At 29.4% G+C, this 23,652-nt stretch carries 24 protein-coding genes; 13 read left to right on the forward strand and 11 right to left on the reverse strand.

Annotated features, from left to right (window positions below):
- Window positions 1-6: 6 nt before the first annotated feature.
- From Q0776_RS12885 to Q0776_RS12900, 4 genes are read left to right on the forward strand one after another with little or no spacing between them, the layout of a single operon-like run.
- A complete protein-coding gene (locus Q0776_RS12885; RefSeq protein WP_298368929.1) occupies window positions 7-1,011 on the forward strand; it encodes a glycosyltransferase family 4 protein in 1,005 nt (334 codons plus the stop codon).
- The gene (locus tag Q0776_RS12890) at window positions 1,008-2,294 is read left to right on the forward strand and encodes a phenylacetate--CoA ligase family protein (protein ID WP_298368930.1); all 1,287 of its coding nucleotides are present in this window, start codon (window positions 1,008-1,010) and stop codon (window positions 2,292-2,294) included. The genes Q0776_RS12885 and Q0776_RS12890 overlap by 4 nt, the downstream gene beginning before the upstream one ends.
- Complete coding sequence (locus Q0776_RS12895) at window positions 2,295-3,044, forward strand: glycosyltransferase family 2 protein (RefSeq protein WP_298368932.1); 750 nt, start codon at window positions 2,295-2,297, stop codon at window positions 3,042-3,044.
- Between the two features lie 46 nt (window positions 3,045-3,090).
- On the forward strand, window positions 3,091-4,479 hold the full coding sequence (locus tag Q0776_RS12900) for an exopolysaccharide biosynthesis polyprenyl glycosylphosphotransferase (protein WP_298368935.1): 1,389 nt from the start codon (window positions 3,091-3,093) through the stop codon (window positions 4,477-4,479).
- On the opposite strand, the gene Q0776_RS12905 is transcribed toward Q0776_RS12900, so the two are convergent.
- The 3 genes from Q0776_RS12905 to Q0776_RS12915 are packed head-to-tail and all read right to left on the reverse strand — an operon-like array spanning window position 4,459 to window position 7,747.
- The gene (locus Q0776_RS12905) at window positions 4,459-5,658 is read right to left on the reverse strand and encodes a DUF4105 domain-containing protein (protein ID WP_298368938.1); all 1,200 of its coding nucleotides are present in this window, start codon (window positions 5,656-5,658) and stop codon (window positions 4,459-4,461) included. The two genes, Q0776_RS12900 and Q0776_RS12905, sit on opposite strands and share 21 nt — an antisense overlap.
- A gap of 2 nt (window positions 5,659-5,660) precedes the next feature.
- Window positions 5,661-6,725, reverse strand: a complete 1,065-nt coding sequence (locus Q0776_RS12910; protein ID WP_298368940.1) for a PorV/PorQ family protein — start codon at window positions 6,723-6,725, stop codon at window positions 5,661-5,663.
- 53 nt (window positions 6,726-6,778) lie between these two features.
- Window positions 6,779-7,747, reverse strand: a complete 969-nt coding sequence (locus tag Q0776_RS12915; protein WP_298368942.1) for an alpha/beta fold hydrolase — start codon at window positions 7,745-7,747, stop codon at window positions 6,779-6,781.
- 76 nt (window positions 7,748-7,823) lie between these two features.
- Here Q0776_RS12915 and Q0776_RS12920 point away from each other — a divergent pair, with 76 nt between their 5' ends.
- Window positions 7,824-8,567: a CDP-alcohol phosphatidyltransferase family protein gene (locus Q0776_RS12920; protein ID WP_298368945.1), complete on the forward strand. Its 744-nt coding sequence runs from the start codon at window positions 7,824-7,826 to the stop codon at window positions 8,565-8,567.
- Window positions 8,564-9,019 (forward strand): GNAT family N-acetyltransferase, encoded by a 456-nt coding sequence (locus tag Q0776_RS12925; protein WP_298368948.1) that lies wholly within the window; start codon window positions 8,564-8,566, stop codon window positions 9,017-9,019. The genes Q0776_RS12920 and Q0776_RS12925 overlap by 4 nt, the downstream gene beginning before the upstream one ends.
- A gap of 33 nt (window positions 9,020-9,052) precedes the next feature.
- Here Q0776_RS12925 and lptB read toward each other — a convergent pair whose 3' ends face one another.
- The 4 genes from lptB to Q0776_RS12945 all read right to left on the reverse strand — a co-directional run bounded on the left by lptB (window position 9,053) and on the right by Q0776_RS12945 (window position 11,999).
- Window positions 9,053-9,787, reverse strand: coding sequence for an LPS export ABC transporter ATP-binding protein (lptB, locus tag Q0776_RS12930; RefSeq protein WP_298368951.1), 735 nt, complete (start codon window positions 9,785-9,787; stop codon window positions 9,053-9,055).
- Between the two features lie 83 nt (window positions 9,788-9,870).
- Complete coding sequence (locus Q0776_RS12935; RefSeq protein WP_298368953.1) at window positions 9,871-10,221, reverse strand: carboxymuconolactone decarboxylase family protein; 351 nt, start codon at window positions 10,219-10,221, stop codon at window positions 9,871-9,873.
- A complete protein-coding gene (gene tatC / locus Q0776_RS12940; RefSeq protein WP_298368955.1) occupies window positions 10,214-11,032 on the reverse strand; it encodes a twin-arginine translocase subunit TatC in 819 nt (272 codons plus the stop codon). Before tatC ends, Q0776_RS12935 begins: the two co-directional genes overlap by 8 nt.
- A 1-nt stretch (window position 11,033) precedes the next feature.
- A complete protein-coding gene (locus tag Q0776_RS12945) occupies window positions 11,034-11,999 on the reverse strand; it encodes a KpsF/GutQ family sugar-phosphate isomerase (RefSeq protein WP_298368957.1) in 966 nt (321 codons plus the stop codon).
- A gap of 163 nt (window positions 12,000-12,162) precedes the next feature.
- On the opposite strand from Q0776_RS12945, the gene Q0776_RS12950 reads away from it, so the two are divergent.
- Window positions 12,163-14,361, forward strand: a complete 2,199-nt coding sequence (locus tag Q0776_RS12950; RefSeq protein ID WP_298368960.1) for a RecQ family ATP-dependent DNA helicase — start codon at window positions 12,163-12,165, stop codon at window positions 14,359-14,361.
- Between the two features lie 107 nt (window positions 14,362-14,468).
- On the opposite strand, the gene Q0776_RS12955 is transcribed toward Q0776_RS12950, so the two are convergent.
- Together Q0776_RS12955 and Q0776_RS12960 are read right to left on the reverse strand one after the other, a co-directional pair.
- On the reverse strand, window positions 14,469-15,140 hold the full coding sequence (locus Q0776_RS12955; protein WP_298368962.1) for a ZIP family metal transporter: 672 nt from the start codon (window positions 15,138-15,140) through the stop codon (window positions 14,469-14,471).
- Window positions 15,137-15,865, reverse strand: coding sequence for a class I SAM-dependent methyltransferase (locus tag Q0776_RS12960; protein ID WP_298368964.1), 729 nt, complete (start codon window positions 15,863-15,865; stop codon window positions 15,137-15,139). The genes Q0776_RS12955 and Q0776_RS12960 overlap by 4 nt, the downstream gene beginning before the upstream one ends.
- A 124-nt stretch (window positions 15,866-15,989) precedes the next feature.
- Here Q0776_RS12960 and Q0776_RS12965 point away from each other — a divergent pair, with 124 nt between their 5' ends.
- Window positions 15,990-17,183: a class I SAM-dependent RNA methyltransferase gene (locus Q0776_RS12965; RefSeq protein WP_298368967.1), complete on the forward strand. Its 1,194-nt coding sequence runs from the start codon at window positions 15,990-15,992 to the stop codon at window positions 17,181-17,183.
- A 77-nt stretch (window positions 17,184-17,260) separates the two neighbouring features.
- On the opposite strand, the gene Q0776_RS12970 is transcribed toward Q0776_RS12965, so the two are convergent.
- The gene (locus tag Q0776_RS12970) at window positions 17,261-18,520 is read right to left on the reverse strand and encodes a hypothetical protein (RefSeq protein ID WP_298368971.1); all 1,260 of its coding nucleotides are present in this window, start codon (window positions 18,518-18,520) and stop codon (window positions 17,261-17,263) included.
- A gap of 206 nt (window positions 18,521-18,726) precedes the next feature.
- Between Q0776_RS12970 and priA the strand changes: the two genes are divergently transcribed.
- From priA to Q0776_RS12995, 5 genes are all read left to right on the forward strand, one after another.
- On the forward strand, window positions 18,727-21,168 hold the full coding sequence (gene priA / locus Q0776_RS12975) for a primosomal protein N' (protein WP_298369460.1): 2,442 nt from the start codon (window positions 18,727-18,729) through the stop codon (window positions 21,166-21,168).
- A 147-nt stretch (window positions 21,169-21,315) separates the two neighbouring features.
- Window positions 21,316-21,657, forward strand: coding sequence for a 30S ribosomal protein S6 (rpsF, locus tag Q0776_RS12980; protein WP_298368974.1), 342 nt, complete (start codon window positions 21,316-21,318; stop codon window positions 21,655-21,657).
- A gap of 5 nt (window positions 21,658-21,662) precedes the next feature.
- Window positions 21,663-21,956 (forward strand): 30S ribosomal protein S18, encoded by a 294-nt coding sequence (rpsR, locus tag Q0776_RS12985; RefSeq protein WP_111708427.1) that lies wholly within the window; start codon window positions 21,663-21,665, stop codon window positions 21,954-21,956.
- 14 nt (window positions 21,957-21,970) lie between these two features.
- Entirely contained in the window at window positions 21,971-22,420 is a 450-nt protein-coding gene (rplI, locus tag Q0776_RS12990; RefSeq protein WP_298368982.1) for a 50S ribosomal protein L9, read from the forward strand.
- Between the two features lie 70 nt (window positions 22,421-22,490).
- Complete coding sequence (locus tag Q0776_RS12995) at window positions 22,491-22,961, forward strand: DUF6495 family protein (RefSeq protein ID WP_298368984.1); 471 nt, start codon at window positions 22,491-22,493, stop codon at window positions 22,959-22,961.
- Here Q0776_RS12995 and Q0776_RS13000 read toward each other — a convergent pair.
- Complete coding sequence (locus Q0776_RS13000) at window positions 22,933-23,625, reverse strand: NAD-dependent deacylase (protein ID WP_298368985.1); 693 nt, start codon at window positions 23,623-23,625, stop codon at window positions 22,933-22,935. The genes Q0776_RS12995 and Q0776_RS13000 overlap by 29 nt on opposite strands.
- Window positions 23,626-23,652: the final 27 nt, after the last annotated feature.

The following is a 23,652-nucleotide window of genomic DNA, read 5'->3' on the forward strand; positions in this document are numbered from 1 at the left end:
AACGAATTGAAAAAAATTGTTTACATAGGAAATAATTTGAGTGGTAAAAATCCTACCACACTTATTCAACTTTCAGCAATGTTAGAAGAATTGGGTTTTAAGACATTTATATATTCAAATAAAAAGAATAAACTTAGTCGTTTAATCGCTATGTGTTTAGGAGTTCTTAAACACAGAACATCCAATTACCTTTTAATAGATACTTATAGCACAACTAACTTTTATTATGCATTATTGGTATCGCAATTAGCACGATTGTTATCCATTCCATACATTCCAATTTTACACGGAGGCAACTTACCACATAGGTTAAAGGTTCATCCTAAATTATGTAACCTTATTTTTAACTATGCATATGTTAATGTTGCTCCATCTAATTATTTGTTTAGCAATTTTAAAAAAGCGAGCTTTAATGTTCAATTTATTCCAAATGCAATTAGTTTAAATAATTATAAGTTCAAAGAAAGGTATAAAATAGAACCTAAACTTTTATGGGTACGAGCTTTTGATAAAATATACAATCCAAAACTCGCAGTAGAGGTGTTGGCTTTATTAAAAAAACAATATCCTAACGCCAAATTATGTATGGTAGGTCCGGATAAAGATGGTTCTATGGAAGAAGTAAAAAGCTTGGCTAAAAAACTGAATATTATTAATTCTTTAGAAATTACCGGTTTATTGTCAAAAGAAGCATGGATAGAGAAGTCGAAAGATTTTGATATTTTTATAAATACAACAACCATAGATAATACGCCCGTAAGTGTAATTGAAGCTATGGCTTTGGGTTTGCCAGTAGTTTCAACAAACGTTGGAGGCATTCCTTATTTAATAAAGAATAATGAAAACGGTTTTTTGGTTGAAAATAGGAATGTTCCAGAAATGGCAGATAAAGTATTAGAGATACTTAAGTGTCCTAATAAAGCTTATGCGAATGCACAAAATGCAAGGAAATTAAGTGAGAGTTTTGATGTTCAACTAGTTCAAAAACAATGGAGTAATTTACTAAAATGATATTTTCAAAAGTTATTTTTAATTTAGGACAAAAGCTAAGAAATCCATCTTTGGAAAATTGGCTTACTTTTCTGAAAACGTCCGAAAAATGGTCTATAGACGAACTCGAGGTATATCAATTACAACAGTTAAAAAAATTAGTTGAAGTAGCATATACAAACTCAAATTTTTACAACCAAAAATTTAAAGAACATGGAGTAAGTCCTTCAACCATTGAAATACTAAAGGATATTGAAAAGCTGCCAATTATTTCTAAAAAAGAGTTGTTAAATTTCAATGAAGAGATCTCTACAAAAGGTAGTTTTAAAAAGTTGTTTAAAGCAAATACTTCTGGAAGTACTGGAGATTCTTTAAAATTTAAGAGAGAAGAATCGGCCGATTCGTTTAATAGAGCAAGTATTTTTAGAGGATATTCCTGGTATTCAGTAAAACCTTGGGAGCGCAATGGTTATTTTTGGGGATTTAATTTTTATGGAGTTTCTAAAATCAAGACTGAATTTTTGGATATGCTTCAGAATAGATTTAGGCTTTTTAGTTATCATAAAAAAGAACTAGATGCTTTCAGTAAAAAATTGAATAAAGCCACATATTTACACGGCTATTCCTCCATGATTTATAATTTAGCAAAGTATATAAATGCGCATCACCTGAAATTAGATTCCAACTTAAAAATGGTAAAAGGGACTTCTGAAAAAATATATGAATCGTATCAAAATGAAGTTGAAAAAGCATTTGGATTGAAAATGATAAGCGAATATGGTGCAGCTGAAACGGGAATAATTGCTTTTGAATGTCCAAGTGGAGCGATGCATATAAATATGGAAGGAGTATTGGTTGAAGAATTGGATAATGAAATAGTGGTAACAAATTTGCAGCAACTGGCATTTCCTATAATTAGGTATAAATTGGGAGATTACGTAAAACTGGCGCCCAAGGAGAAGATCTGTTCTTGTGGTATGAAACATAGAATATTGGAAGAAGTAACAGGGAGAATAGGATCGCTGGTTTATGGAAAGGAGCACACTTATCCAAGTCTTTATTTTTATTATATTTTTAAAAATCTTGCAAAAAATGGAATGGAATTAACCTACCAAGTTGAGCAGCATAAAAAAGGTAAACTTATTTTTTTAATTGAACAACAGCTTTCTGAAATTGATTTGAAACTGGTTAAAAATGAAATTTATAATTATTTTAAAGAGGATGTGGATTATTCCATAGCGCAATTGAAAGAACAAGTTTTAAAAGATAAGAAGCATCAAAGTTTTATTTCAAGCATAGATTAGATGGAGCAGTTAGTATCTATAATAACGCCAAATTACAATTGCGATCAATTTATTGAGCAAACGATTAAAAGCGTGGTAAACCAGACGTATAAAAACTGGGAGTGGATAATTGTAGATGATTGTTCTACGGATAATTCTGTAGAAATTATTCAAGACCACTGTAAACAAGATTCCAGAATTAAACTCATAAAATCAGAAAGTAATTCAGGGCCTTCAAAGTGCCGGAATAAAGGGATACAATTGGCAACTGGCAGGTATTTAACTTTTATAGATTCGGACGATATTTGGTTGCCAGATTTTTTAAATACGTCCATAGCTTTTGAAGCTAATAGTGAAGGGTTTGTTTTTGCATCATATCATCGTTTTGATGAACATATGAATCCAAAATATAAGGACTTTCTTGTACCTGAAAAAGTTACCTATCATGATATTTTAAAAACAAATTCTATTAGTTGTTTAACTGCATTTATAAATATAAATAAACTTGGGAAGTTATACATGCCCGATGTTCTTTATAGACAAGATATGGGACTATGGTTACAATATTTAGAAAAAGTAGAATTTGCTTATGGAATTCAAAAACCACTAGCAATTTATAGAATTAGAAAGCGGTCGCATTCTAGGAATAAGTTTAAATTATTAAAGCATCAATGGAGCTTTTACAGACAGGTAATTCAATTGTCTGTAATAAAGTCTGCTTATTATTTTATTTCTTGGATGTTTTTAGGAATTCGTAAATACTATATGTAACTATTTAAAGGAAATAAAGTATATTTGTTATTAAAATTTACTATAAATGCCGGTAAATAAGCCCCAATTTACAATTTCGGAGCGGAAATTGTTTTTACGATTGTTTGATGTAGTTTTTGCAGTCCTAGGGATAGTATCATTGTCTTATATTTTTGATTTTCATTATTTTAAAATAGAACCTAGTACATTTACAAAATACATAGTTGTCCTTTCTATGTATATATTATTATTTGGTCAAATATTTGAAATGTATAATTTGCGTGTGGCCAATAACCGTTATTTAATTTTAAGAAGTACGCTGTTAACGGGTGTTTTAACAACATTATTTTACGTGTTTACACCAATTTTAACTCCAGAACTCCCTGAGAATAGAATTCAAATATTGTATTTCTTTTTAGGAATTACCATTCCTATATATATATGGAGAACCTTATACATTCTACTCATATTTTCACCTGTATTTTTTAATAGAATATTAATTATAAGTTCGTCCAAAGAGAATATTTTAAAATTAATTAATTTAATACATAAAAGCGCACCCGAAAATAAAATTGTAGGTTATATAAGTCCGGAGAAAATAGATGGTTTATCTTTCCAATACTATAATAATAAGGAATTAGAATTGGCTGATGTAATAAAAAATGGACATACAACAGAAGTTGTAATAGATAGTTTTGAATCATCTAATTTTATTTCAAGTTTTACGCCTCAATTAATTTCTTTATTTAAAAAAAGCTATAAAATTTCAAGTTTTGAAAAATTTATAAGTAGCATTACCAATAGGGTTCCAAAGGCTTATTTAAATGAAAATTTTTACAACTACATTAGTTTTAGTAAAAGCCAGGAAAATAGAATTTACTTATTGTTACATCGAATTTTTGATGTGGTAGGATCGTTTATGGGATTGTTATTTCTATTGATATTAATTCCATTTATTTTTCTTGGAAATTTAGTGGGAAATAGAGGGGCATTGTTTTATTTACAAGAACGTGTTGGGAAAGCGGGAGCTAATTTTAAGATAATTAAGTTTCGTACGATGATTAAAAATGCTGAAAATGGCGAAGCTGTTTGGGCTGTTAAAGATGATGCTAGAGTTACAAAATTTGGAAAATTTTTAAGAAGAACACGATTGGATGAAGTTCCTCAATTTATCAATATTTTTAAAGGAGATATGAGTATTATTGGTCCGCGTCCTGAGCGTCCCGAATTTGTTGAGGAATTAAGTGAAAACTTTCCTTTTTATACTATTAGAAACGTGATTAAACCTGGTTTAACTGGTTGGGCACAAGTAGAATATCCTTACGCAAGTACCAAACAGGAACAATACATAAAACTTCGATACGACCTATACTATATAAAAGAGCGTAGCTTATTAATGGATTTTAAAATAATAATTAAAACTGTGAGTACCGTACTATTTTTTAGAGGTACTTAATACTTTTTTTCCCGTATAAAAAATATAAAAATAACGCAGTCCTAAAGCTATTAAAAGAGGTGCGATTGCTATATTATAAACTTGAATTTTAAATAGCCAAATAAGTACGGAGATTCCTAATAATAGTAGTAAAAACAAATGATAGTTGCCAATCCATTGAGGTAATTTAGCTTTTAACATATAAAAAGCAACAATGGTGTTTGGTGCAAAAGCCCAAAGGAAATTTAAATTTTTATATGTAGCAGTATGGTCTGTTGCAAACCAAAGTAAGAGCACTGCTATTCCTATAATGCCAGTAATTAAATGTAACGAAAAGTCTAACCATCTAGATCGTTGCTTATTTCTAAAGTTTTTAAATGTTATAAAACCAACAATTAAACTTAGTATCGTTAAAATAGAAATTGGAGCTGTTAAATAACTAAACAATAAATTAGAATTGGTTTTATTAGAATTTAAGAATGTTTTTGTAGCTAAAACTAACGGTTCGTTGGTATTTCCAATCTTAATAGTTGCATTGTCCATAGCCTGAAAAATATAATCAGGTAAAAACTTATATTCGTCTTTTGTGGCTGTTCTGTCTATAACAGATCCCAATGCTAAATCTATTCCAAATTTCCCCCATTTTTGATCTACTGTATAGTCTGCAATTAAATCTCTATGGGTTTTTGAAGAGGTTATATGATCATTATTAAAATGAACTTTTTCTTTTAAAATAGTTTTTATTACGGCCTCAATTTTTGTGGAGCAGTTGTCATAAAAGAAATCATATTGATAATCTCTGTTTTGCGGTTTGGCATTGTTTTGTAAAAAATCATAAAAAGCCTGCAGTTCTTCAGGTTTTAAATTCAATACCTGCGATTTTACCCACCTGTTTTCGTACTTATAAACCCTTAAAAAATAGCTAAACGGTGAAGTTGAGAGTTGATAAGTTAATTTTCCTTTTGCAAAATTTAAATAAAAATTAGGCGCATTAAAATTGAAAGTTCCATAATTATAAATTTTATCGATTTTCAAAACGGGATCCGAAATTCTAAAAGCACTATGACCGAAAGCTGTAAAAAGCTGTGCTCCAGGGCCACAAGTTATAACGCTAACTTCCGCTTTTTCTGAAAGCTTTTGAGAGTAGGTTACAAACGAAATAAGGATAACAATAAAAGAACAGAACTGTTTAATTTTCATAATTAATTAAAGTTTTCAAAATTTACTTTTATTGAAAAAATATTAGAATAAAGAGCACTTCCAACACTACCAATATTTGTTAAAGCATAATCTATTTGAATACCTTTATAATTAAAGCCCACCCCAAAATTTGGTTGAAATGAGGTTTCTTCGGTAAAATCGTATTGTAATTCTTTTTGAAAATTTCCAAAACCAAGTCTTAAATAAACAATCTTGGTATAATCTAGCTGAAAACCAATTGCTGGATCAATACTAACAAAATCGGTTGAAATGATATCGTTTGTTTCAGTAAATCTTAAATTTAAATCCAGTTCACCTAATAAATTAAAATCTTTACCAACTTTGAAATAACGAGCAACTCCTAATTGCGCTTTTGGTAAGGTTATTTCGGTAGTTTCGGGTAATTCTTGATTCTCGTCTGGAATTGCATTTTGAATTTTTTCAAATTCTTTTTCATCAATATTCCACGAATTAAAAGTTGTGGTAATATCTCTTAGCATTAAACCATATTTCCAGTCATTTTTTTCATATTGAAAACCAGCATCTAACCCAAAACCCCAAGAAGTTGCAAAATCTCCAATAATTCTTCGTACAATTTTGGTGTTTAAACCAGCAGATAATCCTTCAACTCCTAATTTTCGGGCATAAGATAAATTTAACGCATAATCTGCTGCAGAAAACAAACTTATATTATTGTAGTTAATATTTCCTTGGCTATCAATTAATTGTGTGGTGTTTAAGATGTCGTCAACACCAAATCGGATTAAAGAAACACCTACACTACTATTTTCATCAACAGGCATTGCAAAACCTACATAATCATATTTTGCAATTCCTTCAAAATAATCGGCATGCATAATGGCACCTTCATAATCGGTTATTTTTGTTAACCCGGCCGGATTCCAATAAGCAGAATTTACATCATGGCTACTTGCAACAACAGCTTTACCCATTCCAAAAGCCGCAGCGTCTACACCAATATTTAAAAATTCATTTGAATATTTACGTACAGATTGTGCAGAAACCAATTGAACCGCGAATATTAAAAAAAGAAAATAGTTTTTCAAGATGATTAATTTTAAACGAAAGTAAAAAAACTTTACAAGTTTATGGTAAATTTTTAAGAAATAATAAGATTTATAAATTCCAAAATTCGATTTTCACTCCAATATAAATCTTCACCAAAAACAGAAGAATTAAATCCTACGTGACCGCCATATTTAGAAACTTCAAAATAAAAATTAGTGTTGTTTTTGGCTTCATTAAAAGGGTGGCAACTCTCTGAAAGAAAAGAATCGTCTAAGGCATTAATGAGCAAGGTTGGAATTGTAATGTTATTTAAAAATTGTTTGGAACTGCATTGAGTCCAATAATCTTGAGCGTTTTTATATCCAAAAAGAGGAGCGGTAACCAAGTTATCAAAATCATTAAAATTTTTAGCCTTTAATATAGCGGTTTTATCGAGTCCGCAGTTTGGAAATTTATCTAATTTAAATAATGCTTTTTCCTTTAATGTTTTCATAAACCTTTTTAAATATATTTTGTTGTGCCAGCCAGATAAACTATTGGATGAACCTTCTAAATCGCAAGGTGTTGAAATAGCAACGGCGCCTTTTATTTCTTTAGGAAAATGAGTTGTTTCTCCCATATATTTTAACGAAATATTTCCTCCCATACTATAACCCAACAATACCAAATTTTTATAATTATAATTTTTTAAAATATAATTTATAATTAAGGATACATCATCCGTTTTTCCGCTATTATATGAATACGGATGATTGTTATCTTCTCCGCTACAACCTCTAAAATTAACAGCTACACAATCAATATTGTTTGAGTTTAGAAAATTTATAGCCGACACAATGTACTTCGATTTTGAACTTCCTTCCAATCCGTGTAACGCAATTACAAGTGTTTCCGAATTGTTAATAGAAAAATCTAAGTCAATAAAATCTTTGTCTTCAGTAAAAATTCTTTTTCTGGAATAAGAAATGGTTTCTTTGTAAAAAAGTGTTTTATAAACGGTATTAAAATGATTGTTTTTAAACAGAATTGAAGGTTGGTAAGTGGAATTAATTATGGGCATTTATGATACTATTTAAAAAAGAAATTTAAATTAACTTACTTAAAACATTTTGTTAAATTTACTGAAATTTTAAAAGATGAACCTAAAAAAATACATTCCAAATTTATTAACACTATTAAACTTATTATCTGGAACAATAGCTGTTATTTTTGCTGTAAATAATGAGTTAGTAATTGCTGCATATTTGGTTTTTTTAGGAATCTTTTTTGATTTTTTTGACGGATTTGCAGCAAGATTGTTAAAAGTTCAAGGAGAATTAGGGAAACAATTAGATTCTTTAGCCGATGTTGTAACAAGTGGTGTGGTGCCGGGAATTGTAATTTATAAATTACTTCAAACTAAAAATTCAATAGAACTATTTAACACCGAACTAATTTCATGGAAATCAAAAGATCTTGAAATTTTACCGTTTTTTGGGTTGCTAATTACATTGGCCGCTGCGTATAGATTGGCTAAATTTAATATAGATGAGCGCCAAACAAGTTCGTTTATTGGATTACCAACTCCGGCAGCATCAATTGCAGTAGTTTCGCTACCATTAATTCTTCAATTTAGTTCAATTGAAATGGTTCATACTTTAATTTTAAACAAATGGTTTTTAATTGGATTAACCATAGTTTTAAGTTATTTTATGAATGCAGAAATTCCATTATTTGCATTAAAATTTAAAGATTATAGTTGGAAGAATAATAAAATTCAGTTTGTTTTTATTGGATTGACCTTATTGTTAAGCGTTGTTTTTCAGTTTGTTGCAATACCTATTGTGATTGTGCTTTATGTTATTATATCTGTTGTTTCAAATAATAATAAGTTAAAATGATTTTTAGAAAAGCAACCGTAAATGATGTTGCTGCAATAATAAAAATTATTGCAAGTGATGAGTTAGGAAAATTGAGAGAAGACTTTCAAGATCCACTTCCTAATAATTATTATAAAGCTTTTGATATTATAAATTCTGATAGTTCTAACGAATTGATTGTTGTTGAGGATGAAAATAATACTGGAATTATAGGAACCTTGCACCTAACATTTATTCAATATTTAACTTACAAAGGTGGTGTAAGAGCTCAAATTGAAAATGTTTTTATTCGTGAAGATTTAAGAGGGCAAGGAATTGGAAAAAAAATGTTTTTATGGGCAATTAACCGAGCCAAAGAAAAAAATGCGCATATTGTTCAACTAACAAGTGATAAGCAAAGACCTAAAGCAATTAAATTTTACGAAAAATTAGGATTTAAACCTTCTCATGAAGGTATGAAACTACATTTATAATAGAATTGATAATTTATTAAAATAAATGTTTTTTTAGAACTTTTTCTTTTTAAGTTCAAAGTCTTTACCTAAATAAACACGGCGTACAGTTTCATCAGCTGCAAGTTCTTCAGGAGTTCCTTCTTTTAATATTCCTCCTTCAAACATTAAATATGTTTTATCTGTAATGGCAAGTGTTTCTTGTACGTTATGATCTGTAATTAAAATTCCTATGTTTCTATCTTTTAAATGTGCCACAATACTTTGAATATCTTCAACAGCAATAGGGTCAACACCTGCAAAAGGTTCGTCTAATAAAATAAACTTAGGGTCTGAAGCCAATGCGCGGGCAATTTCAGTTCTTCTTCTTTCTCCACCAGATAACAAATCACCACGGTTTGTACGAACGTGACCTAAACTAAACTCATCAATTAAAGATTCTAATTTTTCTTTTTGCTCTTTTTTTGAAAGTCCTGTAAATTGAAGTACAGACATAATATTATCCTCCACAGACAATTTTCTAAAAACAGAAGCTTCTTGAGCTAAATATCCAACTCCTTCTTGAGCTCTTTTGTACATTGGGTAGTCGGTAATTGGTTGATCATCTAAATAAATATTCCCCTCATTTGGTCTAATCATTCCAACAATCATATAAAAGGAAGTTGTTTTACCCGCTCCATTAGGTCCTAATAAACCAACAATTTGTCCTTGTTCAACCTCTAAAGAAATACCTTTTACAACGTAACGACTACCGTATTTTTTCTTTATATTTTCTGCTCTTAATTTCATTTTTAATTGTTGTTTAAACGTTGAATTGTTTTTAATTAACCTTACAATCTTTGTTTATTTGTAATTTTAGTACTGTTAAATTATTATTTATCAGTAGTTTCAAGTTCTTCCCAAAACTCATAAGCTCTTCGCAAATGAGGAATTACAATGGTTCCACCAACTAAAGTGGCAATTTCCATGGTTTCCATCATTTCTTCTTTTGAAACACCTTGTTTATAAGCCGTTTCTAAGTGATACTTTATACAATCATCACAGCGTAAAACAGCAGAAGCAACCAAACCAAGTAATTCTTTAGTTTTAACGTCTAAATGTCCTTCTTTGTATGCGTTGGTATCTAAATTAAAAATTCGTTTAATTATTTTATGATTTCCTACCAATATTTTATCGTTCATTTTTTCACGATAGGCATTAAATTCTTCAACTTGATTAGGCATTTTCTCTACTTTTTTTAAGTTCTCGTTTAATAACTACTTTTGAAATGAAGATACTCACTTCATATAATATTAAAATAGGTATAGCAACAATAACCTGACTGATAATATCTGGAGGTGTTATTATGGCTGCTAAAACCAATACAATTACCAAGGCATGTTTTCGGTATTTTTTTAGAAAATCGGGTGTAATTAATCCCATTTTAGTTAAAAAGAACATAATTATTGGTAACTCAAATATTAAACCTGAAGCCAATAAAGATGAACGAACCAAGCTAATATATGAGCCAATTTTAATATTTCGTTCTACAACATCACTTACCGAGTAGTTACCAAGAAAGTTAACAGATAACGGTGTAACTACATAATATCCAAACAACACTCCAATAAAAAATAATATTGATGATATAATTATAAAGGTTTTTGCTCCTTTGCGTTCTTTCTCGTACAATCCTGGACTTATAAATTTCCATACTTCTCTAATAATAAAAGGAAAACCAATTATAAACCCAAATGTTATTGATGTCCAAATATGAACACTAAATTGTTCGGCCATTGCCAAACTTTGAAATGTAAATGGAATATCTTCAATACACAGTCCTTCGGTTCCAAAAAACCTGGAAACTTTACAAAATACTCTATAAGTTATAAAATCAGCATTTTTAGGAGCAAATAAGATTTTATTAAAAATAAAATCTTTCATTAAAAATGCAATTATTCCGAAAAAAAATATTGCAGCTGTTGATCGTATTAAATGCCATCTTAGTTCTTCAACATGGTCTAAAAACGACATTTCTTTTTCTACTTTGGCCATTTTAAAAAATTCCTTCTTTTAATAAATCATGCAAATGTACAACTCCTACGTATTTTGTACTATCTTCAACTAATATTTGAGAAATATTATTATTTTCCATTGTTTCTAATGCTTGCACAGCCATTGCATCAACTGATATTGTTTTAGGGTTTTTACCCATAATATCTTTTGCTATTATTTTGCTAATATCGGGATTGTCCTTAAGCATTCGTCTTAAATCACCATCAGTTATAATACCAACTATTTTATCATTTTCAACAACAGCAGTTGTACCTAAACGTTTTTTAGAAATTTCAATTATTACATCCATAATAGGAGTGGATGGAGCAACTTGAGGTAATTCGTTATTAGAAATTAAATCTTTTACTCTTAAATATAATTTTTTTCCAAGAGCACCTCCAGGATGATATTTTGCAAAATCTTTGCTAGAAAAATGATTTAGTTCTAACAAACAAACCGCTAAAGCATCTCCAATTACAAGTTGAGCTGTTGTACTTGATGTAGGGGCTAAGTTGTTTGGACAGGCTTCTTTTTCTACAAAGGAACTTAGAACAAAATCGCAATTTGTACCTAAAAAAGAATTAACATTTCCCGTTATTGCCACAATTTTATTTCCGTAATTTTTAATTAGTGGTACTAAAACTTTAATTTCAGGAGTATTTCCACTGTTTGAAATACAAATAACAACGTCATTTTTTTGAATATTCCCTAAATCACCGTGTATGGCATCTGCGGCATGCATAAAAATAGCCGGTGTTCCTGTTGAATTAAAGGTAGCTACAATTTTGGTAGCAATATTTGCACTTTTACCAATACCTGTAACAATTACTCTTCCATTTGAAGAAAGAATATAATTTACAGCTTTAGCAAAATCTTCGTTTACAAAATTTATTAAATTCGCAATTGCATTGCTTTCTTCAGTAATTGTTTGCTTGGCAATGTCTATAATTGTATTTTTATTTTTCAAAAGATTGAGTTTTACTATTAAAAAAAGTTTTATCTTTAGTTCAAACAAAAATATATTTATTTAATTAGAAATTGAATAAAGTATTGAAAAAATAAAAATATAGATTGATATATTTCGTTATATTTCGAAAAATATTTTTAAAATTGAAAATTTAAAATAAATAATGGGTAGTACAGGTGTTGATATACACAAGGAATTAAAGACTTATTTTGGGTTTAGCAAATTTAAGGGTTTACAAGAAAAAGTTATAGAAAGTATTATTGAGGGTAATGACACCTTTGTAATAATGCCAACTGGTGGAGGGAAATCTCTATGTTATCAGTTACCGGCATTAATTAAAGAAGGTACTGCAATTGTGGTATCTCCATTAATTGCTTTAATGAAAAATCAAGTAGATGCCATTAGAGGAATTTCTTCTAACAGGGGAATTGCACACGTTTTAAATTCATCTTTAAATAAGTCTGAAATAGCAGAAGTTAAAAGTGATATAGAAAATGGTATCACCAAATTATTATATGTAGCACCAGAATCTTTAATAAAGGAGGAATATGTTGAGTTTTTGCAAAAACAAACAATTTCATTTGTTGCAATTGATGAAGCGCATTGTATTTCGGAATGGGGACATGACTTTAGACCAGAATATAGAAATTTACGAAATATAATTGGTAAAATAGATAATGTTCCTATTATTGGTTTAACTGCTACGGCAACTGAGAAAGTGCAAGAAGATATTCTTAAAACCTTAGGGATGTCTGATGCTAAAACTTTTAAAGCTTCATTTAACAGACCAAATTTGTTTTATGATGTGCGTCCTAAAACCAAAAATATAAATGGAGATATTATTCGATTTATTAGATTACATTTAAATAAATCGGGAATAATTTATTGTCTTAGTAGAAAGAAAGTTGAAGAAATTGCACAAGTTTTACAAGTAAACGGTATTAAAGCAGTGCCATATCATGCAGGTTTAGATGCAAAAACAAGAGCAAAACATCAAGATATGTTTTTAATGGAAGATGTGGATGTTGTAGTGGCTACAATTGCTTTTGGAATGGGAATTGACAAGCCCGATGTGCGCTTTGTAATTCATCATGATATACCAAAAAGTTTAGAAAGTTATTATCAAGAAACTGGTAGAGCTGGCCGAGATGGGGGAGAAGGTTATTGTTTAGCATATTACGCTTATAAAGATATAGAAAAGTTAGAAAAGTTTTTATCAGGTAAACCAATTGCCGAGCAAGAAATAGGAAATGCATTGTTACAAGAAGTTGTGGGTTATGCCGAAACTTCAATGTCTAGAAGAAAATATTTATTGCATTATTTTGGAGAAGATTTTGACGAAGTAAATGGCCTGGGTGCAAATATGGACGATAATGTTGTAAACCCAAAGAAAAAGCATGAAGCCAAAGACGATTTAAAATTGTTATTAGAAGTTGTAAATGCTACCAATCAAAAATATAAATCTAAGGAAGTAGTAAATACTTTAATTGGTAAGGTTAATGCTTTATTGAAATCTCATAAAACCGATACACAACCATTTTTTGGATCTGGTTCAAAGCATACAGATAAGTATTGGATGGCACTTATAAGACAAGCATTGGTTGCTGGTTATATTAGGAAAGAGATTGAACAATATGGGGTAGTGAAAATGACGAAAAAAGGGGATGATTTTATATTAAAACCTGTTTCGTTTATGATGACTGAAGACCATATTTATGAAGAAGGAGACGAAGCAATTGTTGTTACAAAAACAAAAGGAGGTGGTTCTGCTGCCGATGAAGTATTGGTTAAGCTATTAAAAGAATTACAAAAGTCTGTTGCTAAAAAGAATGGAGTTCCACCTTATGCAGTTTTTCAAGAAACTTCATTAGATGATATGGCTTTAAAATATCCAATTTCAATTGAAGAATTGAAAAATATTTATGGAGTAGGAGAAGGAAAAGCAAAAAAGTTTGGAAAACCTTTTGTTGAACTTATTTCTAAATATGTTGAAGAGAATAATATTATTAGACCAGACGACTTTATTGTAAAAAGCACTGGAGTTAATTCTGGATTGAAATTATACATCATTCAAAATACAGACCGAAAACTACCTTTAGAAGATATTGCAAAGGCAAAAGGTTTAGAATTTAAGGAGTTAATTGAGGAAATGCAACGCATTGTTTACAGCGGAACTAAGATAAATATCGATTATTGTCTTGATGAATTATTAGATGAAGATCAACAAGAAGAAATATTTGAATATTTTATGGAAGCGGAAAATGATAGTATTCAAAATGCTTTAGATGAATTTGATGGCGATTACGATGAAGATGAATTGCGATTAATGCGTATAAGATTTATAAGTCAGGTCGCAAATTAATTTGATAAAATACTAATTAAATAAAAGCGGAAATACCTTAAAGTGTATTTCCGCTTTTATTTTTAAAAGGCAACTAACTATATAATTGTTTTTAAAAATACTTTTTGTTAAGCAATGTATGCGACAACCATTCCAACAAGAATGGCTATAAATTTTAACAAATTAAATTTGTGATCTTTAGATGTTTCAAACAAAATAATTGTAGAAATGTGTAAAAATATTCCAATAATTATTGCTGTAATTTCTTTTTTATAATCTATTAAAAAAGAAATGTTTTCACCAGCTAAGCTTCCCATAGGAGACATTAACGAAAATAATAATAGAAATAAAACAGCATGTATTTTTTTGATTTTTGATTTCACAAAAAATGTAGCCAAAATTATTGCAATAGGTATTTTATGAATAACTATTGCCCAAAGCAAATGTTCGTGATGATGGTTGTGTGCTAATGGAATCCCTTCCATAAATGCATGAATTCCTAAACTTAAAAATAAAGACCAAGGAAAAGCAATATCATCTTGAATATGCATATGTCCGTGTTCTGCACCTTTCGAAAAGAAATCTAAAATAAGTTGTAGCAATAACCCAAGAATAATAAATAACCCAATATTTTCATTGTCTCCAATATAAATTTCGGGAAATAAATGTAAAATAGTAATGGATAATAAATATGCACCACTAAATGCTAATAATAATTGTACAGATTTATTACTAGGTTTAAAGCCGTAAACTATTACTACACCAATTAAAACTGAAAATATTAATGCTATATATGTCATTCTAAAACTAAAATTAATCGATCTGATGTTTCTTCATTAAACTGCTCTAATTTGTAATTGCCAAATGTATGTTTTATTTTAAATCCAACGGAATTTAAATAAGAATTAATTTTTGCTAAGTTCAACATTTTAACTTTTTCATAGTAAGTATGGTGTTTGTTATTAGCTTCAAAATTGATTTCTTTTACAATAAAACCATTTTTTATATATCGGGTTATATGAAAGTTTATACCATCAATTAATTGAGTTTCTTCAGGAACAAGATTTGATATCACTTTTTTGGAGTTCATAAAATCAATTACAGCCATTCCATACTTATTTAAGCCTTTTTTTATATTTTTTAAAACTTTAATATCTTCATTATCGTCTTCAAAAAAACCAAAACTTGTAAATAAATTTAAAATAACATCATAGTTTTGAGTTAATTTATTTCTCATATCATGCTCAACAAACCTCAGTGAATTATTTTCAAATTGTTTTGCAAAATTAATACTGTTTTTAGATAAATCTGCACCAACAACATTGTATCCCAATTTATTAAGGTAAATAGAATGCCTTCCTTTTCCACAAGCTAAATCTAATAAGGTGTCTTTTTTTTCAATTTTTAAAAACGACACTAAATTTTGTATAAATTCTTGAGCTTCGGTATCATCACGATGTTTATATAGTATGTGATAGTAGCTGGTGTCAAACCAAGAAGCAAACCATTCTTTTTCTGTTTCCATATTTTTTAAGTGGCAACAAAAATAAGGAATTGTTTAAAGTATTAAATCAATATTTTTATTTTTTTGAAAACTTTAAGCATTAGGTAGATTTTAATTTAAGTACTTTTGCACAAATTAAAAGATTATGAGTCATAATTTTAAAATGGTTGCCACTACCATGTTTGGTTTAGAAGAAGTATTGGCAACAGAATTAAAAAATTTAGGAGCACAGGATGTAGCAGTTGGAGTAAGAAACGTTTCGTTTGTTGGTGATAAAGGTTTTATGTATAAGGCTAATATTGCTTTGCGTACAGCCATTAGAATTTTAAAACCAATAAAAAGGTTTAAAGTTTTTGATGAAGATGATTTGTACAAAAAAATTCAGCAAATTGAGTGGGAGCGTTTTATGACCGTAGAAAGTACATTTGCAATTGGAGCAGTTGTAAATTCTAAAAATTTCACCACAAACTCGCATTATATTTCGTTAAAATCGAAAGATGCAATTGCAGATTATTTTAGACATAAATATCATAAAAGACCAGATGTTGATGTAAAACATCCAGATTTAAAAATTCATGTGCATATTCAAAAAGATTTATGTTCTATTTCTTTAGATAGTTCAGGCGATTCTTTGCACAAACGTGGTTATAGAAATTTAACCAATATTGCTCCAATTAATGAAGTATTAGCAGCTGGATTGGTTTTATTATCTGGATACACTGGAGATTGTAATTTTATAGACCCAATGTGTGGTTCGGGAACTATTTTAATAGAAGCCGCAATGATTGCAAATAACATTCCAGCCAATATTAATAGAAAAGAATTTGGTTTTGAAAACTGGGATGACTACGATGAAGATTTATACTTTAAAGTACAAGATTCATTATTAAAAAAAATTAGAAGTTCTCATTTTAAAATAATGGGATTTGATAAAGCACCTTCGGCAGTTAAAAAGGCAAAAGAAAATATAGAAAATGCCAATTTAAGTGAGTTTATAGGTGTTCATCATATAAATTTCTTTAACTCAGCTAAAGAAGTTTTTGGAAAAACAACCATATTATTTAATCCACCTTATGGTGAGCGTTTGGAAATTGATATCAACGAATTTTACAAAAAAATAGGAGATACTTTAAAACACGGTTATCCAGATTCTACCGTTTGGTTTATAACTTCAAACAAAGAAGCTATAAAACATGTTGGTTTGCGTACTTCAAGAAGAATTCCATTAAAAAATGGAGATTTAGATTGTGTTTACGTGCGATATGATATTTATGAAGGAAGTAAAAAAGCCAAAAAACTAATTAAAAATAAAGAAGAATCTGAAGAAACAGATAGTTAAAATAGTATTTTTAATAGATGTTAAAATAAAAAAAGCTTTACATTTCTGTAAAGCTTTTTTACTTAATTCAAATTAAATTATATTCCTCTTCTTTTTCTTGTATTTCTTGTACTAGATTTTTCTCTAGTTGAAAGTTTTCTGCTCGTTGCTGAACTTGAACTTTTTGATTGTGTTCTAGATGGAGTTCTAACACTTGTTGGTTTTGAACTTCTTTGAGCAATTGAAGAATTTCTAGTTGATGAACTTGATGTACTTCTTTGTTGCGTACTACTTGGTCTTCTTGTTGAAGTACTTGTAATGCTTCTTTGTTGCGTTTTGCTCGGACTTTTATAAGTTGAACTATTAGAACTTCTTTGTTGCGTACTACTCGGTCTTCTAGTTGAAGTACTTGTAGAACTTCTTTGTTGACTATTATTTATAGGACTCCTTTGAGCTGAACTATTAGAACTTCTTTGTTGAGTGCTACTAGGTCTTCTTGTTGAAGTGCTTGTAGAGTTTCTTTGTTGTGTACTATTTGGACTTCTGTGCTGAATACCTGTAGAACTTCTATTTGTAGAACTTCTATGTGCAGTAGAATTGTGATTTCTGTTTGAACGAGAACTAGACTGTCCACGTTGTATTACACTATTTCCATTTCGTTTTGGCACTTTATTAGTTGCATATCGATCTCTAGAACTATGTCTGTTTAACGTATTATTTCTACTGTAATATCTATTTTTTGTATAATATCTATTTCTAGAGTGATCTGTGTGATATGTATATCTATGTGCTTTATAATGACTTCTATACGGTTTGTAACTTACAATTCTAAAATCGAACAACGGTCTAGAAAAATAGTTATGGTATGGGTGGTATACATAACGTCTGTTATAAATGTTTATAAAACCAGAGTGATGAGAGTATGAACCATATCTGCTATAATATACATTTAAACCACCAAGCCTAACTAATCGACCATCGTAATAATCTATATCAACACTTCCAACCCTAGTAACACGCCCATAGTAATCGTAATAAACAGGAATGTTTTCGATTTGAACTATTGCTCCATAATCATCGTACTGAACGTAAGCATCGTAATTATAACCAGAATTGTAGCTTATATTTACACCATTACCAAGGTAATTTGCATTAAATCCATTTCTAGGATTTATATAAAAATCGAACTCTCCATTTTGAAAAACAGAAAATGTAACGCCTCTTTCAACAAAAGTAAACGATTTTCCATAATCACCGTTGTATGGATATAAAGTTGAATTGGTATTGTTATTGTTTGAAGCGAATGCTCCTAAACTAACAAACAAAAATGTTGCGATTAAAAATAATTTGTTTTTCATAATAGTGGGTTTTAATGTTAATACTAAATAATGTTGGTTAGCATTATACAATTCTTACAATACAAACAGCGTGCCAAAATTCGGTCAGTTAACCTAAGTTGTTGATATTTAAGCGTTAAGGTTAATGTTGTTTAAAAACTATAAATATAGCTGATTAGATAAATCAATTATTTATTTTTGTAGCATCATATTTAAATCAAGAAGCTATTTATTATATCAATGTTATATTACCAATACCACTTCAAAAGTTATTTACTTATAAAATAACTGAAGCTGAGTCTAGTTTTTTAAAACCAGGAATGAGAGTGGCTGTTGAATTTGGTAAATCAAAAATATTTACAGCATTGGTTTTTAGTATTCATAAAACAGCACCAGTTGGTTATGAAGCAAAAGATATTCATCAAATTTTAGATGAAACTCCAGTTGTAAATAAAATACAATTAAAACATTGGGAATGGATTGCTTCTTATTATATGTGTTCTTTAGGAGAAGTGTTTAGAGCAGCATTGCCTTCAGCTTTTTTATTGGAAAGTGAAACAGAAATTCAATTAGTTGCTGGTTTTTCTAATGAAAAGGACCTTAATGATGATGAATTTTTAATTTTTGAAGCTTTACAACATCAATCGCAATTGTCTATTTTTAAGGTTATTGAAATTTTAGGTAAGAAATCGGTGTTTTCAGTTATAAAAAATTTAATTGAAAAGGGAGTAATAGTTGTAAAAGAACAAATTTACGAGCAGTATAAACCAAAATTAATAAAATACATTCGTTTAACTGAAAAGTGGAGTTCAAGCGAAAAACTTACCGAATTATTGGAGTTGTTAAGTCGCGCAAAAAAACAACGTGAACTTATTTTAACATTTTTCCAACTTCAAAGTTTAAAAAAGCCTATAAAAGTTGAGCAATTAAAAACACAAGCTCAATGCTCATCGGCAGTTATTAAAGCGTTGGTTGATAAAGAAATATTTGAGTTTTATTTTATTCAAAAAGATAGGATCAACTTTGCCGGAAAAAGTTCTGAGATTAAGCAATTAACAACATTTCAGGAAGAAGCTTTTTTAAGTATTAAGAAATCTTATGAACAAAAACAGGTTACACTTTTAAAAGGAATTACAAGTAGCGGTAAAACTGAAATTTATGCAAAACTTATAAAAGAAAAACTAGAAGAAGGAAAACAGGTTTTGTATTTATTGCCCGAAATTGCATTAACTACTCAGTTAATTGAAAGACTTCAATTATATTTTGGAGCATATTTATCAGTGTTTCATTCTAAGTATTCTATGAATGAACGCGTTGAAGTTTGGAGCAATGTAAATGAAAATAAGAAAAAAGCACAGTTAATATTAGGTGCACGGTCTTCACTATTTTTACCATTTTCTAACATAGGTCTTATTATTGTTGATGAAGAACATGAGCCTTCATTTAAACAATATGATCCAGCACCAAGATACCACGCAAGAGATGCAGCAATTGTTTTGGCCAATCTTCATGGTTCTAAAGTTTTATTAGGATCTGCAACTCCGGCAGTTGAAACCTATTTTAATGCATCACAAGAAAAATATGGATTAGTTGAACTAAACAGAAGATTTGGAGATGTGCTGCTTCCTGAAATTGAATTGGTTGATATTAAAGAAAAACATCGAAAAAAAAGAATGCAAGGGCATTTTTCCGATAGATTAATTGAAATGATTAAAGATGCTTTAGATGAGAAAGAACAAGTAATATTATTTCAAAATAGAAGAGGGTTTGCTCCGGTTGTTGAATGCGAAACTTGTGGTGTAAGTCCTCAATGTCCTCAATGTGATGTTAGTTTAACATTTCATAGTTACCGAAAAGAATTACGCTGTCATTATTGCGGTTATAAACAAGCAATGCCTTATAATTGCGGAGCATGTGGAAGTGAAAAATTAAACACAAAAGGTTTTGGTACGGAGCAAATTGAATTAGAGTTGCAACAATTATTTCCAGATTCGAATGTTGGAAGAATGGATTTAGATACCACAAGAGGTAAATATGGTTATCAAAAAATAATAGGACAGTTTGAAGCACAAGAAATAGATATTTTAGTTGGAACCCAAATGCTTTCAAAAGGGTTGGATTTTGGAAATGTATCACTAGTTGGTATTATGAATGCGGATACAATGCTAAATTTCCCAGATTTTAGGGCTCATGAGCGTAGTTATCAATTAATGGTACAAGTTGCAGGTAGAGCAGGTAGAACTAAAAAAAGAGGTAAGGTAGCTATACAAACATTTAATCCTTACCATCAAATATTGCAACAGGTTTCAACAAATTCTTATGAAGAAATGTTTAAAGAACAATTAGATGAACGTTGGCAATATCATTACCCTCCATATTATAGAATTATAAAAATTACGTTACGTCATAAAGATTTTAATAGAGTAGAAGAAGGGGCAAATTGGTTAGGGAAATCTTTTGCATCAATTTTTAAAGAGAATATTCTTGGCCCAACAACACCAGCAATTTCTAAAATTAGGAATTATTATATTCGTCATATTATAATAAAAATTCCAAAAAAACAGCATTTACCTGCAACTAAAAATGCTATTTTAAAAGTTAAAAACTCATTTCAGTCTGTAAAAGAGTTTCGATCAATAAAATTTAATATTGATGTAGACAATTATTAAAATTGTTGAAAGAGAGAAATTTATGCAGGTTAAAGCTTCAATAGTTTTATGTTTTGTAGTTGAAAATATTAAACATAAATAAATATTGCTTCTTCATTAAATATTTGTACATTTGCAGCCTTAAAAATAATTTTAAAATAATAATTTATGAATCATTACGAAACTGTTTTCATTTTGAATCCCGTTTTATCTGATACTCAGATAAAGGAAACAGTAAAGAAGTTCGAAGACTATCTTGTTTCCAAAGGTGCCGAAATGATCTCAAAAGAAGATTGGGGGCTAAAAAAATTAGCTTACACAATTCAAAACAAAAAAAGTGGATTTTATCACTTATTTGAGTACAAAGTAGATGGACAAACAATTGCTCCTTTTGAACTTGAATTTAGAAGAGATGATAGCATTATGCGCTATTTAACTGTTGCTTTAGATAAGCACGCTGTAGCTTGGGCTGAAAAGAGAAGATTAAGAAATAACGCATCTAAAAAATAAGAGTTATGTCTATAGAACAACAAGCAAAAGGAGGAAAACAAGGTGATGTTCGTTACCTAACTCCATTAGATATTGACACTAAACAGGTAAAAAAATACTGTCGTTTTAAAAAGAACGGTATCAAATATATTGATTATAAAGATGCTGATTTCTTATTATATTTAGTAAATGAGCAAGGTAAAATTTTACCTCGTCGTTTAACTGGTACATCATTAAAATATCAACGTAAAGTTTCTGTTGCAATTAAAAGAGCACGTCACTTAGCTTTAATGCCTTACGTTGGCGATATGTTAAAATAAAACTGAAAGGAATCATGGAAATTATATTAAAACAAGACGTTGAAAACTTAGGTTTTATTGATGATGTTGTAACTGTAAAAAATGGTTATGGACGTAATTATTTAATTCCTCAAGGATATGCAATTTTAGCTACAAGTTCAGCTAAAAAAGTATTAGCCGAAACTTTAAAGCAACGTGCATTTAAAGAAGAGAAATTAATTAAAGACGCTACTAAAGTTGCTGATGCAATCAAAGAATTAGAAATCAAAATTACTGCTAAAACAGGAGATGGTACTAAATTATTTGGATCAGTAAGTAATGGTGATGTTGCTGAAGCATTTGCAAAAGCAGGTCAAGAAATTGATAAAAAATTCATTAAAGTTGAAGGTGGAAACATCAAAAGACTTGGAAAATACAATACTACTGTAAGATTACACAGAGCTGTTATTGTAGAATTACCTATTGAAGTTATAGCAGAAGCTTAATAATTGCAATAGTAATTAGAAAATAATATATTTAAACCGCCCAATTAGGGCGGTTTTTTTTTGATTAATTATGAAATACAGACAACTAACAAAAGAACAATTTTCAGAACTGCATAAAGAGTTTGCTGAATTTTTAGCAACCCAACAAATTGATGCTAAAGAATGGGAAACCATTAAAACAGACAAACCTTCAATGGCAGAGGAGGAACTAAATATTTTTAGCGATATGGTTTGGGAAGATGTTTTAACTAAAACCGAATATTTAGAACATATTTCGGAAAATCATTTAAATTTATTTAAATGTACCTCTAAAGAAATTGTGCGTATTTATATTAAATGCAACAACATTTCAAGAAGTTTTTTAAAGGATGCCGATTTTAGTTGGTTTTTAAAAAATCCGACTGATGATAGCTTTGACTTTTATAAGGCTTCAAAAAAATATTCTGAAGAGCGTAATACAGATATTTTTAAATTAATAGAAATGGGAAGTGTAATTTCTAAAGGTGAATTATTTAATGCAATGAGCCAATTAATTCGTTAACAACTTTTTCAACTCCAATAGTTGCTGCTTTATTTATAATTGTTAAATTTTTGTAATAGTTTTTTTGAATATTAGGCTTAGGGTCTATAAAGTAAATGGGAACAATTGGCTTTATATAATTTATAAGATTGGCTGCAGGGTAAACTTGCATAGATGTGCCAATAATTAATAAAATATCCGCATGTGAGGTAATTTCTATAGCCTTATCTAACATTGGTACTTCTTCTCCAAACCAAACAATATGCGGTCTTAGCTGTGAGTTTTTACTACATAGATCTCCAATATTTAAATCCTTTTTCCATGGATAAACTAAATTAGAATCGCGGGTGCTTCTTACTTTAAGTAATTCTCCATGTAAATGAGTAATGTTTGTATTTCCAGCACGTTCATGTAAATCATCAACATTTTGAGTTATTATGGAAACATTGAAATACTTTTCAAGATCAAAAAGTGCTAAATGAGCTTTATTTGGTTTTACATTTAAAAGTTGAGATCTTCTTTTGTTATAGAAATCTAAAACAAGTTTTTGATTTTTAACCCATCCAAGTGGTGAAGCTACTTCCATAACATCATGGCCTTCCCATAAACCATCTGCATCTCTAAAAGTACTAATGCCACTTTCGGCACTAATTCCCGCTCCTGTAAGTACAACTATTCTTTTCATAATATAAAAGTAAAATTTATCTTTGAA

Origin of the sequence: uncultured Lutibacter sp. (assembly GCF_947495725.1) — a bacterium.
GTDB lineage: Bacteria > Bacteroidota > Bacteroidia > Flavobacteriales > Flavobacteriaceae > Lutibacter.

What these genes read in the sequence shown, in the direction of transcription:
- Q0776_RS12905 (WP_298368938.1), bottom strand. Translation starts at nt 5,658, where the DNA reads ATGAAAATTAAACAGTTCTGTTCTTTTATTGTTATCCTTATTTCGTTT.
- Q0776_RS12895 (WP_298368932.1), top strand. Translation starts at nt 2,295, where the DNA reads ATGGAGCAGTTAGTATCTATAATAACGCCAAATTACAATTGCGATCAA.
- rpsF (WP_298368974.1), top strand. Translation starts at nt 21,316, where the DNA reads ATGAATCATTACGAAACTGTTTTCATTTTGAATCCCGTTTTATCTGAT.
- Q0776_RS12995 (WP_298368984.1), top strand. Translation starts at nt 22,491, where the DNA reads ATGAAATACAGACAACTAACAAAAGAACAATTTTCAGAACTGCATAAA.
- Q0776_RS12890 (WP_298368930.1), top strand. Translation starts at nt 1,008, where the DNA reads ATGATATTTTCAAAAGTTATTTTTAATTTAGGACAAAAGCTAAGAAAT.
- Q0776_RS12970 (WP_298368971.1), bottom strand. Translation starts at nt 18,520, where the DNA reads ATGAAAAACAAATTATTTTTAATCGCAACATTTTTGTTTGTTAGTTTA.
- tatC (WP_298368955.1), bottom strand. Translation starts at nt 11,032, where the DNA reads ATGGCCAAAGTAGAAAAAGAAATGTCGTTTTTAGACCATGTTGAAGAA.
- rplI (WP_298368982.1), top strand. Translation starts at nt 21,971, where the DNA reads ATGGAAATTATATTAAAACAAGACGTTGAAAACTTAGGTTTTATTGAT.
- Q0776_RS12925 (WP_298368948.1), top strand. Translation starts at nt 8,564, where the DNA reads ATGATTTTTAGAAAAGCAACCGTAAATGATGTTGCTGCAATAATAAAA.
- Q0776_RS12935 (WP_298368953.1), bottom strand. Translation starts at nt 10,221, where the DNA reads ATGCCTAATCAAGTTGAAGAATTTAATGCCTATCGTGAAAAAATGAAC.
- Q0776_RS12955 (WP_298368962.1), bottom strand. Translation starts at nt 15,140, where the DNA reads ATGACATATATAGCATTAATATTTTCAGTTTTAATTGGTGTAGTAATA.
- Q0776_RS12920 (WP_298368945.1), top strand. Translation starts at nt 7,824, where the DNA reads ATGAACCTAAAAAAATACATTCCAAATTTATTAACACTATTAAACTTA.
- Q0776_RS12960 (WP_298368964.1), bottom strand. Translation starts at nt 15,865, where the DNA reads ATGGAAACAGAAAAAGAATGGTTTGCTTCTTGGTTTGACACCAGCTAC.
- Q0776_RS12965 (WP_298368967.1), top strand. Translation starts at nt 15,990, where the DNA reads ATGAGTCATAATTTTAAAATGGTTGCCACTACCATGTTTGGTTTAGAA.
- Q0776_RS12915 (WP_298368942.1), bottom strand. Translation starts at nt 7,747, where the DNA reads ATGCCCATAATTAATTCCACTTACCAACCTTCAATTCTGTTTAAAAAC.
- Q0776_RS12950 (WP_298368960.1), top strand. Translation starts at nt 12,163, where the DNA reads ATGGGTAGTACAGGTGTTGATATACACAAGGAATTAAAGACTTATTTT.
- Q0776_RS12900 (WP_298368935.1), top strand. Translation starts at nt 3,091, where the DNA reads ATGCCGGTAAATAAGCCCCAATTTACAATTTCGGAGCGGAAATTGTTT.
- rpsR (WP_111708427.1), top strand. Translation starts at nt 21,663, where the DNA reads ATGTCTATAGAACAACAAGCAAAAGGAGGAAAACAAGGTGATGTTCGT.
- Q0776_RS13000 (WP_298368985.1), bottom strand. Translation starts at nt 23,625, where the DNA reads ATGAAAAGAATAGTTGTACTTACAGGAGCGGGAATTAGTGCCGAAAGT.
- lptB (WP_298368951.1), bottom strand. Translation starts at nt 9,787, where the DNA reads ATGAAATTAAGAGCAGAAAATATAAAGAAAAAATACGGTAGTCGTTAC.